17 protein-coding genes are annotated in these 16,902 nt (G+C 26.1%); all 17 read right to left on the bottom strand.

Annotation, left to right across the window (positions count from 1 at the left end):
* Positions 1 to 3: 3 nt before the first annotated feature.
* Entirely contained in the window at positions 4 to 2,367 is a 2,364-nt protein-coding gene (gene pheT / locus LW893_RS02220) for a phenylalanine--tRNA ligase subunit beta (RefSeq protein WP_233055592.1), read from the bottom strand.
* A 10-nt stretch (positions 2,368 to 2,377) separates the two neighbouring features.
* Positions 2,378 to 3,397, bottom strand: a complete 1,020-nt coding sequence (gene pheS / locus LW893_RS02215) for a phenylalanine--tRNA ligase subunit alpha (RefSeq protein WP_233055591.1) — start codon at positions 3,395 to 3,397, stop codon at positions 2,378 to 2,380.
* A gap of 19 nt (positions 3,398 to 3,416) precedes the next feature.
* The gene (locus LW893_RS02210) at positions 3,417 to 4,100 is read right to left on the bottom strand and encodes a response regulator transcription factor (RefSeq protein ID WP_233055590.1); all 684 of its coding nucleotides are present in this window, start codon (positions 4,098 to 4,100) and stop codon (positions 3,417 to 3,419) included.
* Positions 4,101 to 4,110: 10 nt separating this feature from the next.
* Positions 4,111 to 6,015 carry a selenocysteine-specific translation elongation factor gene (selB, locus tag LW893_RS02205; protein ID WP_233055589.1) on the bottom strand — a complete coding sequence of 635 codons (1,905 nt, stop codon included), beginning with the start codon at positions 6,013 to 6,015 and terminating at the stop codon, positions 4,111 to 4,113.
* A 1-nt stretch (position 6,016) separates the two neighbouring features.
* Positions 6,017 to 7,405 carry an L-seryl-tRNA(Sec) selenium transferase gene (gene selA / locus LW893_RS02200; protein ID WP_233055588.1) on the bottom strand — a complete coding sequence of 463 codons (1,389 nt, stop codon included), beginning with the start codon at positions 7,403 to 7,405 and terminating at the stop codon, positions 6,017 to 6,019.
* Between the two features lie 11 nt (positions 7,406 to 7,416).
* Positions 7,417 to 8,472, bottom strand: coding sequence for a selenide, water dikinase SelD (gene selD, locus LW893_RS02195; protein WP_269836884.1), 1,056 nt, complete (start codon positions 8,470 to 8,472; stop codon positions 7,417 to 7,419).
* Positions 8,473 to 8,480: 8 nt separating this feature from the next.
* Positions 8,481 to 9,086 carry a helix-hairpin-helix domain-containing protein gene (locus tag LW893_RS02190; protein WP_233055587.1) on the bottom strand — a complete coding sequence of 202 codons (606 nt, stop codon included), beginning with the start codon at positions 9,084 to 9,086 and terminating at the stop codon, positions 8,481 to 8,483.
* 164 nt (positions 9,087 to 9,250) lie between these two features.
* Positions 9,251 to 10,636, bottom strand: coding sequence for an asparagine--tRNA ligase (gene asnS, locus LW893_RS02185; RefSeq protein WP_233055586.1), 1,386 nt, complete (start codon positions 10,634 to 10,636; stop codon positions 9,251 to 9,253).
* Between the two features lies 1 nt (position 10,637).
* On the bottom strand, positions 10,638 to 11,924 hold the full coding sequence (locus tag LW893_RS02180) for a replication-associated recombination protein A (RefSeq protein WP_233055585.1): 1,287 nt from the start codon (positions 11,922 to 11,924) through the stop codon (positions 10,638 to 10,640).
* Positions 11,925 to 11,977: 53 nt separating this feature from the next.
* Positions 11,978 to 12,325 (bottom strand): 50S ribosomal protein L19, encoded by a 348-nt coding sequence (rplS, locus tag LW893_RS02175; protein ID WP_233055584.1) that lies wholly within the window; start codon positions 12,323 to 12,325, stop codon positions 11,978 to 11,980.
* Positions 12,326 to 12,382: 57 nt separating this feature from the next.
* Positions 12,383 to 13,075, bottom strand: coding sequence for a tRNA (guanosine(37)-N1)-methyltransferase TrmD (gene trmD, locus LW893_RS02170; RefSeq protein WP_233055583.1), 693 nt, complete (start codon positions 13,073 to 13,075; stop codon positions 12,383 to 12,385).
* Positions 13,068 to 13,568: a ribosome maturation factor RimM gene (gene rimM / locus LW893_RS02165; protein ID WP_233055582.1), complete on the bottom strand. Its 501-nt coding sequence runs from the start codon at positions 13,566 to 13,568 to the stop codon at positions 13,068 to 13,070. Before rimM ends, trmD begins: the two co-directional genes overlap by 8 nt.
* A 4-nt stretch (positions 13,569 to 13,572) precedes the next feature.
* Complete coding sequence (locus LW893_RS02160; protein ID WP_233055581.1) at positions 13,573 to 13,800, bottom strand: KH domain-containing protein; 228 nt, start codon at positions 13,798 to 13,800, stop codon at positions 13,573 to 13,575.
* Positions 13,801 to 13,811: 11 nt separating this feature from the next.
* A complete protein-coding gene (gene rpsP, locus LW893_RS02155; protein ID WP_041953914.1) occupies positions 13,812 to 14,066 on the bottom strand; it encodes a 30S ribosomal protein S16 in 255 nt (84 codons plus the stop codon).
* A 17-nt stretch (positions 14,067 to 14,083) separates the two neighbouring features.
* A complete protein-coding gene (gene ffh, locus LW893_RS02150; protein ID WP_233055580.1) occupies positions 14,084 to 15,427 on the bottom strand; it encodes a signal recognition particle protein in 1,344 nt (447 codons plus the stop codon).
* A gap of 12 nt (positions 15,428 to 15,439) precedes the next feature.
* Positions 15,440 to 15,793: a YlxM family DNA-binding protein gene (gene ylxM, locus LW893_RS02145; protein ID WP_233055579.1), complete on the bottom strand. Its 354-nt coding sequence runs from the start codon at positions 15,791 to 15,793 to the stop codon at positions 15,440 to 15,442.
* 127 nt (positions 15,794 to 15,920) lie between these two features.
* Positions 15,921 to 16,901 (bottom strand): signal recognition particle-docking protein FtsY, encoded by a 981-nt coding sequence (gene ftsY, locus LW893_RS02140; protein WP_233055578.1) that lies wholly within the window; start codon positions 16,899 to 16,901, stop codon positions 15,921 to 15,923.
* Between the last annotated feature and the right edge of the window lies 1 nt (position 16,902).

Here is a 16,902-nt window from a genome sequence, read left to right as displayed (position 1 = left end):
TAATTAAAATCTTAAATAAGCACCTAATTTGTCTTTTAAATCTTTAAGTATACAGTCAATTATACTATTTATATCTTCATCAACTAAAGTTTTATCCTTAGATTGGAAAGTTAATTTATATGCCATTGATTTTTTTCCTTCATCAATTTGATTTCCAGTATAGATATCAAATAGTTCAACATTTTTTAATAAATCATTTGAATTATTTCTTATTATTTTCTCAACAGTACCACTATCAGTTGTTTTATCAACTATTATAGCCAAATCTCTTTTAACTGCAGGATATTTGATTAAAGGTTCATAAATTTTTATTAAACTTGATTTTTCTCTTAGCTTTTCTATATCAATTTCGCAAGCAAAAATATTTTTTTTAATTGAAAAATTTTTACAAACTTCATATGATACTTGACCTATTTCTCCAAGTTTTTCACCATCTACTAATATATCTGCACAAACTCCAGGGTGAAAATATTCTATTGCACTATTCTTTACAAATTCAAAGTTTTTTATATTTAAACTATTGAATAAATTAAATATAATATCTTTAATATAGTAAAAATCATATTTTCCGTAAGAACCTATAACAATTTTTTTCATTTCTAATGGAACTTTTTCACCGTTAATAGCGTGGAAAGTATTACCTAATTCATAAATTAGCAAATCTTCATTTTTATAATTTAAATTTTTTGATAAAACGTCAAAAATATTTGGTAGTAAAGACTTTCTCATTATGCTAAATTCTTCACCTAATGGGTTTAAAATTTTAACTGTATTATTAGTATCCATTTTTGACTTAGAAATTATATTTCCACCAATAAATGAATAAGTAGTAATTTCATATAATCCTAAATTTAATAAAATACTTTTTACTTTATCTTCAAAAACTCTCTTCTTGCTTTTTCTACCTATTGTATTTGGCCCTAAAATAGGCGTAGGATTAAGATTAGAATAGCCATATAGTCTACCTATTTCTTCAACAATATCTTCTTTAATTGACAAATCTATTCTAAAATAAGGTATATAACAAATAATGATATTATTCTTTTCTTCAGTTTTAATTTCTAATAAATTTAAGTAATTAATAATCTCTGAATTATCTATTTCGACTCCTAATAATCTCTTTACTAAAATCGGATCAAATTCAATAATTGTTTCATTGTTTAATCCGTTTTTTACATCAGATACAGATTGAATTTCGCATTTAACATATTTTTCAAGTAAATATAAAAATCTAGATAGTACATTCAAAGTATGTTCAGATGTTAAACCTTTTTCATATCTAATTGAAGCTTCAGATTTTAAACCTAATTTTTTTGAAGTAGATTTGATTGATTTTTTTGTAAAATAAGCAGACTCAATTAGTATGTTTTTTGTATTAGAATCTATTTCAGAATTTTTTAGCCCCATTACACCAGCTATTGCAATAGGTTTAACATCATCACAAATGAGCATATCATCACAGGATAGTACTCTTTCAACGTCATCTAAAGTAACAACTTTTTCTCCTTCAAAAGCATTTCTTATTGTAATATTTCCTTCTAATTTATCTAAATCAAATGCATGAAGCGGTTGACCTAATTCAAGCATTACAAAATTTGTTAAATCTACTATATTATTAATTGGTCTAATACCTGAGTTTAATAAATAATTTTGAATCTTTCTATTTGATTCTTCAATTATTACATTTCTTATTATACTAGCTGAATATCTTTGACAATTTTCGCTATTTATATTAATACTAAGTTTATTATTAATAAGATCTGTTAAATTTTTAAAGTTGATTTTATTTAATTTCTTATTAAAACTAGCAGCTATTTCTCTTGCCATACCAACAATAGATAAGCAATCGGGTCTATTAGGCGTAATTTCAAATTCAACAACAGTATCATTTAAGTCTAAAACTTCTCTAATATCAGAGCCTAAAATTAAATTATCATCAAAAATTCTTAATACTCCATCTTTATATTCTTTAGGGATTACTGAGTCAGGATAACCTAATTCTTTATAGCTACAGAACATTCCTTGAGAAAGTTCTCCTACTAATTTTGCTTCTTTAATTTTTGTATTATCTGCTAGTGTTGAGTTTACCTTTGCAACAGGAACATAATCAAATTGTTTTAAATTTTGAGCAGCAGTTACAATTTGTACAATTTCATCTCCAATATCAACTTTCGTAATCCATAGTTTATTAGAGTTTTCATGTCTATAAATATCTATAATTCTACCTACAACAATATTACTTATATTTGTACCTAGTTTTGCAATAGATTCAACATGAGATCCTGTTAAAGTAACTTTATCACATATATCCATAATATCATTATCTATATCAATATATTCTTTTGCCCAGTTAATTGGTAATAACATATAAGCCCCCTTAAAATTGTTCTAAAAATCTTTTATCATTATCATATAAAAGTCTAATATTATTAATTTTATGTTTAACCATTGTAATTCTATCAATTCCCATGCCAAAAGCAAATCCAGAATATTTTTTAGAATCAATTCCACATGCTTCTAATACATTAGGGTGAACCATTCCACATCCTAGTAATTCCATACTCCAACCAGTTCCATTACATACTTTACATCCTTTACCTTTACAATTAAAGCATGATACATCTACTTCTGCGCTAGGTTCAGTAAATGGAAAATAATGCGGTCTATATCTAGTTTGCATATCTTCCCCAAAAAATTCTTTAATAAAAGTATTAAGTGTTTCAATTAAATTACTCATATTTATATTTTCATCTACTACAAGTCCTTCAATTTGATGAAACATCGGAGAATGAGTATCATCTACCTCATCAAATCTAAATGTTCTTCCGGCAGAAACCATTTTAATAGGTGGTTTTGTTGATAACATAGTTCTAATTTGAACAGGGGAAGTGTGAGTTCTTAATAATAAATCTTTATCAATATAAAATGTATCTGACATCTCTCTTGAAGGATGATCCATTGGAGAGTTTAATTTGTCAAAATTATTTTCTACCGTTTCGATTTCTGGTCCATCAATAATAGAAAAACCCATAGAAATAAAAAAGTTTTCAAGCTCTTCCATTGTTTGGTTAAGAGGATGTCTATGACCCATATCTATAAATTTTTTGTTGATTGTCACATCTATAGTTTCTTGTTTAATTCTTTTTTCAAGTTCTTTTTTATTGAAAAATTCTATTTTATCATTAATCTTATTTTCAATTTCTGTTTTAGTTTGATTAATAAGTTCCCCAATTTTTGGTCTTTCTTCTTTTGAAACATTTGCCATATTTCTTAAAATACTTGTAAATTCACCTTTTTTACCCAAATATTTTATTCTAATTTCTTCTAATGTATTTTTATCAGAATCTTTTATTTCACTTAAAATTTTTTCTTTTAAATTACTAATTAATTCTCTCATGTCTTTCTCCTATTTAAGATTATATTTTTTTATAATAGTAGCCTTCTCCCCACTTAGTTTGAATATATGTTACATCACCTTTATTAATTTTTTCACGTAATCTTCGGATATGTACATCTATTTTTCTATAGTCGCTAACATGTTCTTCTTTCCATACTATTTTTGCTATATCTTCTCTACTAAATATTTTTTCTGGGTTAATAGCCATTATATACAAAATATCGAACTCTTTTCCAGTTAAATCTACTTCTTCACCTTTTAGCTTTACTGTCCTTCCAACAATATTAAACTCTAAATCATCAGCAAATATTAAATTATCTATATCTGTTCTCCTTTGACCAAATCTTCTCATTATTGCACGAATCCTTGCTTTTAATTCAAGAATATTAAATGGATAAATTAAGTAATCATCAGCACCATACTCAAAAATTAAAATTTTTTGCATATCATCTTTTAATGTTGTTGTTATGATTGTTGGTACATCACAAAATTCATTTAATTTTCTTTTCAAATCTAACCCAGTACCATCTTTAAAATTCATATCCATGATTATAATGTCAAAATTTTTCTGATCAGCCAAAATTATAGTATCTTCAATATTATTGGCTGTTGTAATTTCATAATTTTCATCTTCTAACATTGAGTACATCAAGTCATTAATTTGTGAATCAATAGGTAAAGCCATTAATATTTTTAATTTCATAAAACAACTCCTATTTTACTAATATTCTCTCGTTATCTTTTCTTAAAGTTATTTTTTCTTTATCTAAGAATTCAAGTAATTCCATTGTTGATTTTCTGTTTGAATTAAGTAAATCTCTAGCATCTGAAACGGAAATCGATCCATTATTTACAATAAATTCTTTTATCTTATTTACAGCTAAATCATAGTTTGTTTTTAGCATATAACCAGAGTCTAATTTTATTACCTCTTTATTACTTATTAAATATAAAATTAGTTCTTTAAAGTGTTCTATAGATATATCAATTTTAAAATCTTCAAAATTGATTATAGAAAACTTATCAGAATTGAATGTATTCTTTATAGATTCAATTCTTTTATAATCTAAGTCATCAAGTGAAATTTTAAAATCTAATAAAGAAACATATTCATCGGATACATTAAATTTATCAGATATTAAATAGTTTATAAATTCATTTTTTATTTTACCATTTAGTGTATCAAAAAACTTAGATTTCAAAGTTTCTTTAGATACACCTATTCTCTTTGGAAATTTCTTGTGAAATTCTCCAATAAATAAAGTAATTTTATTAATTAAATTATTCATAAAATTTTTAGAAATAATTAATCTATCCGGACCATTTCCAAAAGAAATAATTTCTTTTTCTGAAATTAAATCATTAATAAGATTTGTGATATTTTCAGAAGAATCAGAAAATAAACTATAATAATTTTTTTCGGAGTAAAAATTATTACTAAATCTATCTATATAATTATAAATATACTCCTTAAAGGTACAATTATCAAGTTGTTTAATTTTATCAATATCATTAGAATTATATCTTTTTTTCTTAGTAGCGTTAGAGTCAATAATATACCCTCCACCTATAGTATATAGAGGAGAAAAAAGTCTAAGGATGAACTTATCATTTCTTTTACTGATTATTGGCTCTTCTAATCTTAATTGAATTATATATTCTTTATTAGATTCTAATTCCTCGTCTTCTAATAAAATTGCTCTACATAAAACCTCATTTGATCCTATATATAGATGAAATCTAGTTCTATTAGTTATTGCAAAAGGCAAATTTACAGTTTTCAATTTAATATCTATAATACTACTTTCAGTAAAAGTATTATTTGGAACCAATACAGAGCCTTTTGGGACGTCTTCTTTTTTTACATTTGCTAAATTTATAGCAACACGTTGTCCTGCAAAAGCTGCATTAACATTACTATCATGAACTTGTAAATTTCTAACTTTTGTTAATTTGTTTTCAGGATAAATTAAAAGTTCATCATCTATTTTTAAAGTTCCTGAAATTAAGGTTCCTGTAACTACAGTACCAAATCCAGTAATTGAAAAAGATCTATCTACATATAGTCTTGGATTTGAATTTAAATCTTTTTCGGGTAAAGTATCAACAATTCTAATTATTTCGTTTTTTAAAATATCAATACCTGTTTTTTCAATTGAGGATATTTCAATTATTCTTGCATCTTCTAAGAAAGTTCCTTTAACTTCGTCAGAAATATCCAATTTAACAAGTTCAATCCAATCTTTATCTACTAAATCACACTTTGTTAACGCGATTATACCATTTTTTATTCCGATTAAATTTAAAATATCTAAATGTTCTTTTGTTTGTGCCATGATTCCTTCATCAGCAGCTACTACTAATATGATAATATCCATACCACAAACACCAGAAAGCATATTTTTTATAAATTTTTCATGTCCAGGAACATCAATAATACCAACCCTCAAATCATCATTTAAGTCAAAATGAGTAAAACCTAGCTCGATTGATATTCCCCTACTTTGTTCTTCTTTTAGTCTATCAGTATTTCTGCCAGTTATTGCTTTAATTAATGTTGTTTTTCCATGATCAATATGACCGGCAGTTCCAACGATAATATTTTTTTTATTATCCATACTATTCTCCTATTAAAGATTCAATTGCTTCTTTAATTATATAAAATTCATTCTCAAAAATTGTTCTAACATCTAAAATTAAGTTACCTTTATAAATTCTAGCAATAATTGGAATTCTATAACCTCTTAGTTTTTGTTCCAATTCATTTTCTGTATAAGATTTAGATATTATTTTTATTGCTTTTGAAGGTAATTTTTGAGTTGGTAGTGAACCTGCACCAACTTCTGAATTAATATTAATAATTTCAAATTCAAATTCTGAACTTTTACTAATATATTCAATTAGTTTTTCTGCTTTTTCATTAAGTTTTTCTATACTTATAGTTAGCATATTTAAAGTGGGTATCTTTGATACCGCAACTTCTTCATCAATATAGTAAGAAAACACAGATTCTAGTGCAGAAAGAGTAAATTTATCTACTCTTAATGCTCTTGTTAACTGGTTCTTTTTCATTTTTTGAATATATTCTTTTTTTCCAACAATAATACCAGCCTGTACTCCACCTAGAAGTTTATCACCACTAAAACTTACAATATCTACCCCATTTTTGATGCATTCTTGAACTGTAGGTTCATGACATAACCCATATTTAGATAAATCTATTAAAACTCCTGAACCTAAATCTTCTATTATTGGAATATTATATTTTTCTTTCAATTCATTTAACTCAAAAGAAGATACCGATTCAGTAAAGCCTAAGATTTTAAAATTGCTTTGATGAACTTTAAAGAATGCTGATGTATTTTCATCTATTGCATTTTCATAATCACTAAGATGTGTTTTATTTGTAGTTCCAATCTCTTTAAGTTCAGCTCCACTTTCTCTACATACATCAGGTATTCTAAATGATCCACCTATTTCAACTAATTCACTTCTACTAGTAATTACATTCTTTCCTTTTGCCATTGTAGATAAAATTAACATTACAGCCGCAGCATTATTATTTACAACAATGCAGTCTTCTGCTCCAGTAATTTTCTTAATAATATTTGTTAAATGAGAATATCTAGAGCCTCTTTCACCTTTTTCTAAATCATATTCAAGATTGGAGTATCCGATTGATACATTCTTAATATTTTCGAATATTTCCTCATTTAATACAGATCTTCCTAGATTCGTATGAATAACTACACCAGAAGCATTAATTACTTTTCTTAAATTTAATATATTTTTATTATATACATTTTTCTCAATACTACTTACTAAATTTTTAATATAATTAGTTATTGAATTTTCGTCATAACCACTTGAAATTTTATTTCTAATATTATCTAGCTCTTCATGGATCGACTCCATAACTAAATTTTTAGAATTACTTTTTAATAGTTTATTAATTACATCATTTTCTAAAAGTTGATCAACTTTAGGTATCATTTTGTACAAATTCATAAATATCTCCATTATTTAATAGTCAAATATTTTTCAGATTTTTCTACTACTCTTCCTATTACAGCAAATCTAGTAGGTATTTCCTTCAATTTTTCTAATATATCTTCTACTTCATTTTCAGGAACAGTTATAAGTAATCCACCTGAAGTTTCTGGATTAAACATTACATTTAGTAAAGATTCATCGATTTCATTTTCTAAAATATAGTTATTTCCAACAAATTTTTTATTATCATAGCATCCTTTAGGAATTAATCCCATATTTGCATAATCTAAGGCGCCATTTAAAATAGGCATATTAGAACTATCTAGTTCAAATGTAGTATTTGATCCCTTTGCCATTTCGTAACAGTGTCCCATTAAACCAAATCCTGTTATATCTGTACATGAATTTATTGTATTATTTTCTACTGCTCTTTTTGCATATTTATTTAGTGTTTCCATTGTATGAGTTGCATCTGCTATTTCTTCGCTTGTTGCTATTCCACCCTTTATAGCTGTATTTATAACACCAAGTCCAATAGGTTTAGTTATAATTAGAACATCACCTACTCTAGCAGATGAATTTTTCCAAACCTTTTTAGGATGAACAAAACCGGAAACACTTAATCCATATTTTGGTTCATCATCTTGCACAGTATGTCCACCTATAAGTAAACATTCTGCTTCTTTCATTTTTTCTAGTCCACCTCTAAGTATTTCAGTTAATACTTTTGGCGGTAAACAATTTGGAAAACATACTATATTCATAGCCATAGTTGGTTCTCCTCCCATAGCATAAACATCTGATAGAGAATTAGTAGCAGCTATTTTTCCAAAGGTAAAAGGATCATCTACTATTGGAGTAAAAAAGTCTAACGTTTCAATTAAAGCTAGTTCATCATTGATTCTATATACTGCAGCATCATCAGAAGTTTCAATTCCAACTAGTAAATCTTCACTTCTAGAAGTTCTATTATCTAAACCAGATAAAACCTCGTCCAGAATATCTGGACCTACTTTAGCAGCTCATCCAGACGTTTTTGCATATGATGTTAATTTTATATCTTTTAAATCAATATTTTTCATATAATCTCCTATTCTACTGTAATGTCATTTTTTATTTTTTCAAAAGTTTTTTTTCCTATTCCAGAAACTTTTGTAATATCTTCAATTTTTGTAAATTTATGTTTTTCCCTATATTCAATTATAAGTTTTGCCTTATTTTCGCCTATTCCTGGTAATTTGCAAAGTTCTTCTTTACTTGCTGTATTAATATTTACTAACTTATTATTAGAATTAGAATTATTTAAACTATTAATAGATTCAGAATGTGATTCACCTTTTTTATAGATATGTATTTTCATTTCATCTGTTAATTTAATAGCTAAATTAATTTTTGATTTATCTGCATCGACAGTTAATCCACCAGCTGCACGAATTGCATCATCAATTCTATCCCCGTTAAACATTTTATATAATCCTGGATTATTCACTTCTCCATCAATATGTATAAAAATTTCTGAACTCGTATTACTTTTATCACTAGGCTCATCATCATTTTTAGTTTTATTCTCAAATTTAGTTGATTGTATATCTTCTTTATTATAATTTTTTGAAGCAAAAAATTTATAACCAAATCCAAGTACTGATAATCCCAAAAACAAACTAACAATCAAAATTATGTCTTTTTTATTCTTCATAATAATACACCTCAATTATTGCATTTACGAAATAAAGATACAGTTTAATTATATCATATTATTACAAAAAAATCTAATATTATAGGAATAAACTAAATATATTAAAATAATTTAATATATAAAAAATGAGATGTAAAATACATCTCATTAAATAATTTGGTAATTTAAAACTCACATAACCCAACAGTTCTTGGGAAAGGTAATACATCTCTAATATTTTGCATTCCTGTTAAATACATAAGCATTCTTTCAAATCCTAATCCATAACCACCATGCTTAGTACCGCCGAATCTTCTTAAATCTAAATACCAAGAATAATCTTCAATACTCATATTTGAATCTATCATTTTTTGTTCTAATACTTCCAATCTTTCTTCTCTTTGGCTTCCACCAATTAGTTCGCCTATACCTGGAACTAACATGTCTGTTGCTGCAACAGTCTTATTATCATCATTAAGTCTCATATAAAAAGCTTTAATTTCTTTAGGATAATCAGTTAAAAAAACAGGCCCTTTTACAACTTTTTCACAAATATATCTTTCATGTTCTGTTTTCAAATCTACTCCCCATTCAACAGGATATTTGAAATTTTCTTTTGAAGATTGTAATATGTTAATCGCTTCAGTATAAGTCATAACTTTAAATTTTGAGTTTACGACTGAATTTAATCTTTCAATCAATTCATTATCTATAAAATCATTAAAGAATTTCATTTCATCAGCAGCATTTTCTAAAACAAATTTTATTATATATTTTACCATTTCTTCCGATAAATTAATTACATCTGTTAAATCTGCAAATGCTATTTCTGGTTCAATCATCCAAAACTCGGCTGCATGTCTTGTTGTATTAGAATTTTCTGCTCTAAATGTTGGACCAAAAGTATATATATTTCTAAATGCCATAGCAAAAGCTTCACCCTCTAATTGTCCACTTACAGTTAAATTAGTTGATTTTGAGAAAAAATCTTGTGTAAAATCTACTTCTCCACTTTTAGTTCTAGGTAAATTATTAATATCTAAACTTGTTACCCTAAACATTTCTCCAGCTCCTTCAGCATCACTTGAAGTAATAATTGGTGTGTGAGTATATACAAAACCTTTTTCAAAGAAGAATTTATGAATAGCATAACTTAAAATTGATCTTACTCTATAAACTGCATTAAATGTATTTGTTCTAGGTCTTAAATGTTGAATTGTTCTTAAAAATTCAAATGTATGCCTTTTCTTTTGAAGTGGATATTTATCTGTAGACTCCCCTTCAATAATAATTTCTGAGGCATTAATTTCAATATTTTGCTTACCACCTAAACTTTTAACTACTTTACCTTTAACAATTATAGCAGATGGTAATAATAACTTTGAAACAGCTTGAAAATTATCTAATTTTGACTCTACTACAATTTGTATACTTTTAAATGTAGTACCATCATTTAGTTCAATAAAACCTATATTATTGTTAAAACGACTATTTTTTATCCAACCTGCAACTTCTACTTCTGTATCAATAAAATTTTCTTCGTTTATAAAAATATCTTTTAATAGAAACATATTATTTATCCTCCAATTTATCATAAAAATTCTTTTCATATCCAATATTTTTAGGATTATAAAATTTTAAATTCTTAATTTTTTCTGGCAAGTACTCTTGACCTGTAATCATATCTTCAAAATCGTGAGGGTATTTGTATTCCTCTTTCAGTTTTGAAATAGTTATTGAGCTTTTTAAAAAATCAGGGACTTCTTCCAATCCGTTTTCTTTAACAAATTTCATTGCTCTATTTATAGCTAAATATGAAGTATTACTTTTATCACTACAAGCTAAATAGATAGCACATTGTGATAAAATAATTCTAGCTTCAGGCATACCTATTTTTCTAACAGACTCAGCACATGAATTTGCTAAAACTAATGCATTTGGATTTGCATTTCCAATATCCTCAGACGCAAAAATAATCATTCGTCTTGCTATAAAGTTAATATCTTCACCAGATATTAACATTGATGCTAAATAATATATTACAGCATCTGGATCTCCAATTCTCATAGACTTTATAAAAGCAGAAATAAAGTTATAATGTTTATCTGAATTTTTATCATAGTATATTTTTACTTTATCAAAAATTGTTTTTATTAGATTTTCTGAAATAATTTTTTCATCTGATTCTATATTATCTACTATTAGTTCTAGATAATTTAAAGCTGATCTTGCGTCTCCATTTGATAATTTTATCAAGTATTGTATACCATCTTCAGTATAACTTATTTTTTTAGTTTTAATTATTTCATCATTTAAAATAGCATTATCAATTATATTTTTTAAATTTTCAAAACTTAAAGATTGAAGTTCAAAAACAACTATTCTTGATAACAAAGCACTATTTACTTCGTATGCAGGATTTTCAGTTGTAGCACCAATAAATATTATATCGCCATTTTCAACATATTCAAGTAAAAAATCCTGTTGTAGTTTATTAAATCTATGAATTTCATCTATAAATAATATAGTTCTTTTATTATACATTGATAAGTTATCTTTTGCAAGTTCTACAATTTCTTTAATTTCTTTTGTACCTGATGTTACAGCAGAATTTTTAACAAAAAAATTATCACTATTACTTGATATTATATTGGCAAGAGAAGTTTTACCAGAACCTGGTGGTCCATATAATATCATAGATGAGTATTTATTATTTTTTATCATGTTTTTTAGAACAGAATTATTTTTAATTATATTATCTTGACCTACAAAAAAATTTAAGTCTTTAGGTCTCATTCTCTCAGCTAATGGTTTTGACAACTTAGAAAATAAATTGTAATTTACTTTGAATAAATCCATATTTTCCTCTTTTCTATAAAATTAGTACCTCGAAAAACGAGGTACTAAATTTTTTAATATTTCTTTAATTCTTTTACTTTTGAAGCTTTACCAACTCTATCTCTTAAGTAGAATAATTTAGCACGTCTAACTTTACCACGTCTAATTACTTTTAAGCTTTCAATTCTTGGAGAGTGAATTGGGAATGTTCTTTCAACTCCAACTCCTTGTAATACTCTTCTTACTGTAAAAGTAGCTCTTGATCCTTTTCCTTGAATTTTAATTACAGTTCCTTCAAAAGCTTGAACTCTTTCTCTATTTCCTTCTTTGATTTTATATCCGATAACAACAGTATCTCCAACATTAAAATCAAATTTTTCTTGTCTTAATTGTTCATTTTCAATTTGTTTTATTATATCCACAACAATTCCTCCTAGTATCAATGTTCTTAATTTATTTCTATAAACCAGAGGAACATCCTATTTATTTTTTAAAATATACTTTTCATATAAGTCAGGTCTTTTTTCTTTTGTATTCTTAATTGAAGACTCTATTCTCCACTTTTCAATTTCTTTATGATTACCACTAAGTAAAACATCTGGAACTTCTAAACCGTTAAAATTTCTAGGCCTTGTAAAAACATCATACTGTAATAAATTATTATAATGTGAATCTGTTATTGCACTCTCTGAATTTCCTAATACACCATCTATCATTCTACAAACGGCATCCATTAGTAGTAATGCAGGAATTTCTCCTCCTGTAACAACATAATCGCCGACAGAAATTTCTTCATCAACATAATTATTTATAACTCTTGAATCAATACCTTCATAATGTCCACATAAAAGTATTAAGTGTTCAATATTGGATAATTCTTTACATTTTTTTTGAGTTAAAACTTCTCCTTGTGGAGAAAGAAATATAACTTTTGAAGTATCAGTTTTACTAAAATTTATAGCATCAAAAACAGGTTGAACAGCCATCAACATACCAGCTCCACCACCATAGATTTCATCATCAACTTTATTATGTTTGTCTTTAGAAAAATCTCTAATATTTAAAACTTCTAGTTCAAAAATACCTTTTTCTATAGCTTTTCCTAAAACTCCATAATTTTTTATTGAATTAATAAAATCTGGGAATAATGTTAAAATTGTAATTTTAGTCATTTAATATACCATCTATTATATTTACCTTCATTATAGATTTATCTAAATCAACTTCTTTTACAAACTCTTTAACTGCTGGAATATATATGCTTTTACCTTTGTACTCAATATCATAAACATCATTTGCTAAAGTTGTTAATACATCTTTAATTTGACCTATAAACTTTCCATTTTGATCAAAAACATTTATTCCAATTAATTTATAAATATAAAACTCATCATCTGGAAGCTCTAACAAATCGGATTCCTCAATAAAAAGTCCTTTATTTTTAAATTCTAGTACTTGGTTTATATTATCATATTCGTTAAATGTTAACAAAGCTAATTCAGAAGTTAATTTCCGAACTGACTTAATAGTAACTTCAATATTTTTATCTATATAAAACTTACAGTTAGCATTAAATCTATTAATATCAGATGTTAATGAATAAATTTTTACAGTTCCTTTTATTCCATGAACATTTATGATTTTTGCAACTTCAATAAATTCCATAATACTAATTAATTTCTACTATTACCTTTTTACCTAACTTCATTGCAGAAGATCTAACAATGGTTCTTATAGCTTTAGCAATTTTTCCTTGTTTGCCTATAATCTTTCCAATATCATTTTCATCTGCCTTAATAAAAATCTTTACTAAATCTCCATATTCTTCAGTTGTTATAACTAAATTATCTGGATTATCTACTAAAGACTTTACCATAAATTCAACTAATTCTTTCATATATACTTTCCTTATTTATTTTCAGAATATATATTATTATTTTTAAATAATCTATTTACAGTATCAGTAGGTTTAGCACCATTCTTAATCCAAGTATTAACTTTTTCAGCGTCAACTTTAATTTCTTTAGATTCTGTTAATGGATTATAGTATCCAATTTCCTCGATAAATTTACCATCTCTAGGTGCTCTTGAATCAGCAACAACTATTCTATAAAATGGTTTTTTCTTTGAACCCATTCTTTTTAATCTGATTTTAACTGCCATATTGTCCTCCTTAAAATTTATTTAAAAAAAGGTAAACCGAATTTTCCTTTTTTCTTAGCTCCTTTAGTCATTTCTTGCATTTTTTTCATCATTTTTTTACTATCTTTAAATTGTTTTAACAACTTATTAAGATTTGTAATACTCGTTCCAGAACCTTTTATAATTCTTTGTTTTCTAGAGTTATCAATTATATCTGGATTTTCTCTTTCTTTTTTAGTCATTGATAAAATCATAGCTTCTATTTTATCAAGTTCTTTCTCGTCGATATTAATATCTTTTAGCATTTTTGAATTAACACCTGGCATCATAGATAACAAGTCTTGTAATGGACCCATATTTCTAACTTGTTGCATCTGATTCAAAAAATCATCTAAAGTAAAACTTTGTTTTCTTATTTTTTCTTCAAGTTCTTTAGTTTGTTTTAAATCAAATTGTTTTTGAACTTTATCAATGACAGATAAAATATCTCCCATTCCTAAAATTCTTGATGCCATTCTATCTGGATAAAATTGCTCTAAATCATCAAGCTTTTCACCTACACCTATAAATTTAATTGGCTTACCGGTTATTGCTTTAATGGATAATGCAGCTCCACCTCTCGCATCACCATCTAATTTTGTCATTATAACGCCAGTAATGTCTAGTTCATTATTAAAACTTTCTGCTACATTAACAGCATCCTGACCTGTCATAGAATCTACTACTAATAGAATTTCAATTGGTTTAACAGATGATTTAATGGATTTTAATTCATCCATTAATACATCATCAATGTGTAATCTACCAGCAGTATCTAATATAACTATATCTTTAGAATTTGAATTTGCAAATTTTATTGATTCATTTGCTATTTTTGTAACATCTTTACAATCTTCTATTGTAAAAACAGGAACATCTACTGATTTTCCTACAACTTGTAATTGTTTTATTGCTGCAGGTCTGTATACATCACATGCAACAAGAAGAGGCTTTTTATTTTGTTTTAAAAAATGTCTTGCAAGTTTTCCTGCATGAGTCGTTTTTCCGGCCCCCTGTAAACCACAAAGCATAATAACAGTTGGAGGATTAGAATCTATTTGAATCTTCTCTTCCTTTTTTCCCATAAGTGCCGTAAGTTCTTCATTAACAATTTTTATAACTTGTTGCGCTGGAGTTAAACTCTCCATAACTTCTTTACCAATTGAACGTTCTTTTACATTACTTATAAATTGTTTAACTACTTTGAAATTTACATCAGATTCTAAAAGTGCAAGTTTAACCTCTCTCATAGCAAGATCAACATCTTTTTCAGAAAGTTTACCCTTACCTCTTAGTTTACTTAATGCTCCTTGAAGCTTTTCAGATAAATTCTCAAATATCATTCCTACCACTTCCTATAAGTCATTTTCAATTATTTCTTTATTTTTATTTTGAATAATATCTAGAATATTAATTAAAGTAGAATTATCTTTATTTGAATTTTCAATTAATTGATTAATTTCTTTTAAATTTTTATTAATTTTTTCAAATTTAGAAATCAATTTTAATTCTTCTTCATAGAATCTCAATTTTTTTTCTGCTCTACTTAAAATATCTGATATACCTTGTTTAGAAATTCCATTTATTTCAGCAATTTCTCTAAGTGATAAATCTTCATTACAGTGCTGATCGACAACATTATACTGTTTGTCGCTAAGTAGTTTACCATAATAATCAAATAGAACGGCAATTTCAACTATTTTTTCCATAATCACCTCTTAAATGGGTCAAGTTTTTTTCTTGACCATAATATTATACCATTAAATAAAGATTTGTCAATAGTTTTTTTTATTTTTTCAAAAAAAATTAACGTTTAAAGAAACGTTAATTTTTAAATTATCTAAAAATCGCATTTACAAAATCTTGATCATTATAATCTTGTAAGTCATCTATTCTTTCTCCTATACCAATTTGTTTAACAGGTATTCCCATTTCCAATTGTATTGTAAATACTACTCCACCCTTTGCAGTACCATCCAACTTTGTTAAAATTACACTATCTATATTTGCAGTATCTCTAAATTCTTTTGCTTGTACAATTGCATTTTGACCTGTAGTAGCATCTAAAACTAAGGTTATTTCTTTATTTGCTTCAGGAAATTCTCTATCAATTATTCTAGTAATTTTATTTAATTCATTCATTAAATTCTTTTTGTTATGAAGTCTACCAGCAGTATCACATATTAAAACGTCAATATTTTTACTCTTAGCGCTTTGAATTCCATCATAAACTACAGATGCGGGATCTGCACCTTCTTCATTTGTAATAATTGGAACATTAGATCTATTAGCCCATTCCATAAGTTGTTCTGTTGCAGCGGCTCTAAATGTATCAGCAGCAACTAACATTACATTTTTACCTTGTGACTTAAATTTATTTGCTAATTTACCGATAGAAGTTGTTTTTCCAACTCCATTTACTCCAACAACTAGTATAATAGTTGGGATACCATCAGTAATATTAAAATTATGATTTAATTCTTTTTCTTTCAATTTAAAATTCATTAGCTCTATTAATTTGTCTTTTATTAATGAAGGTTCTTTAATTTTTTCTTTTTTTACAATATCTTTTAAATCATCAATTAGTTCCATTGTAACTGTGGCTCCTATATCAGCTGAAACTAAAATATATTCTAATTCCTCAAATAACTCCTCATCAATTTTTGAAGACATAGAAAGTAAATTATCAATCTTACTTGATAAATTATTTCTAGTATTTGCTAATCCAGACTTTAATCTTTCAAAAAAGCTCTGTTTTTTTTCTATTGTTTCTTCAGTTTGTGTTTCTTCATTTTTCTTTCCAAAAAAATTAAACATA

It is taken from the genome of Parvimonas micra (assembly GCF_021300775.1).
Classification (GTDB): Bacteria; Bacillota; Clostridia; order Tissierellales; family Peptoniphilaceae; genus Parvimonas.
Note: the sequence above shows the minus strand (reverse complement) of the source record. Positions and strands in the feature narration are given on the sequence as shown.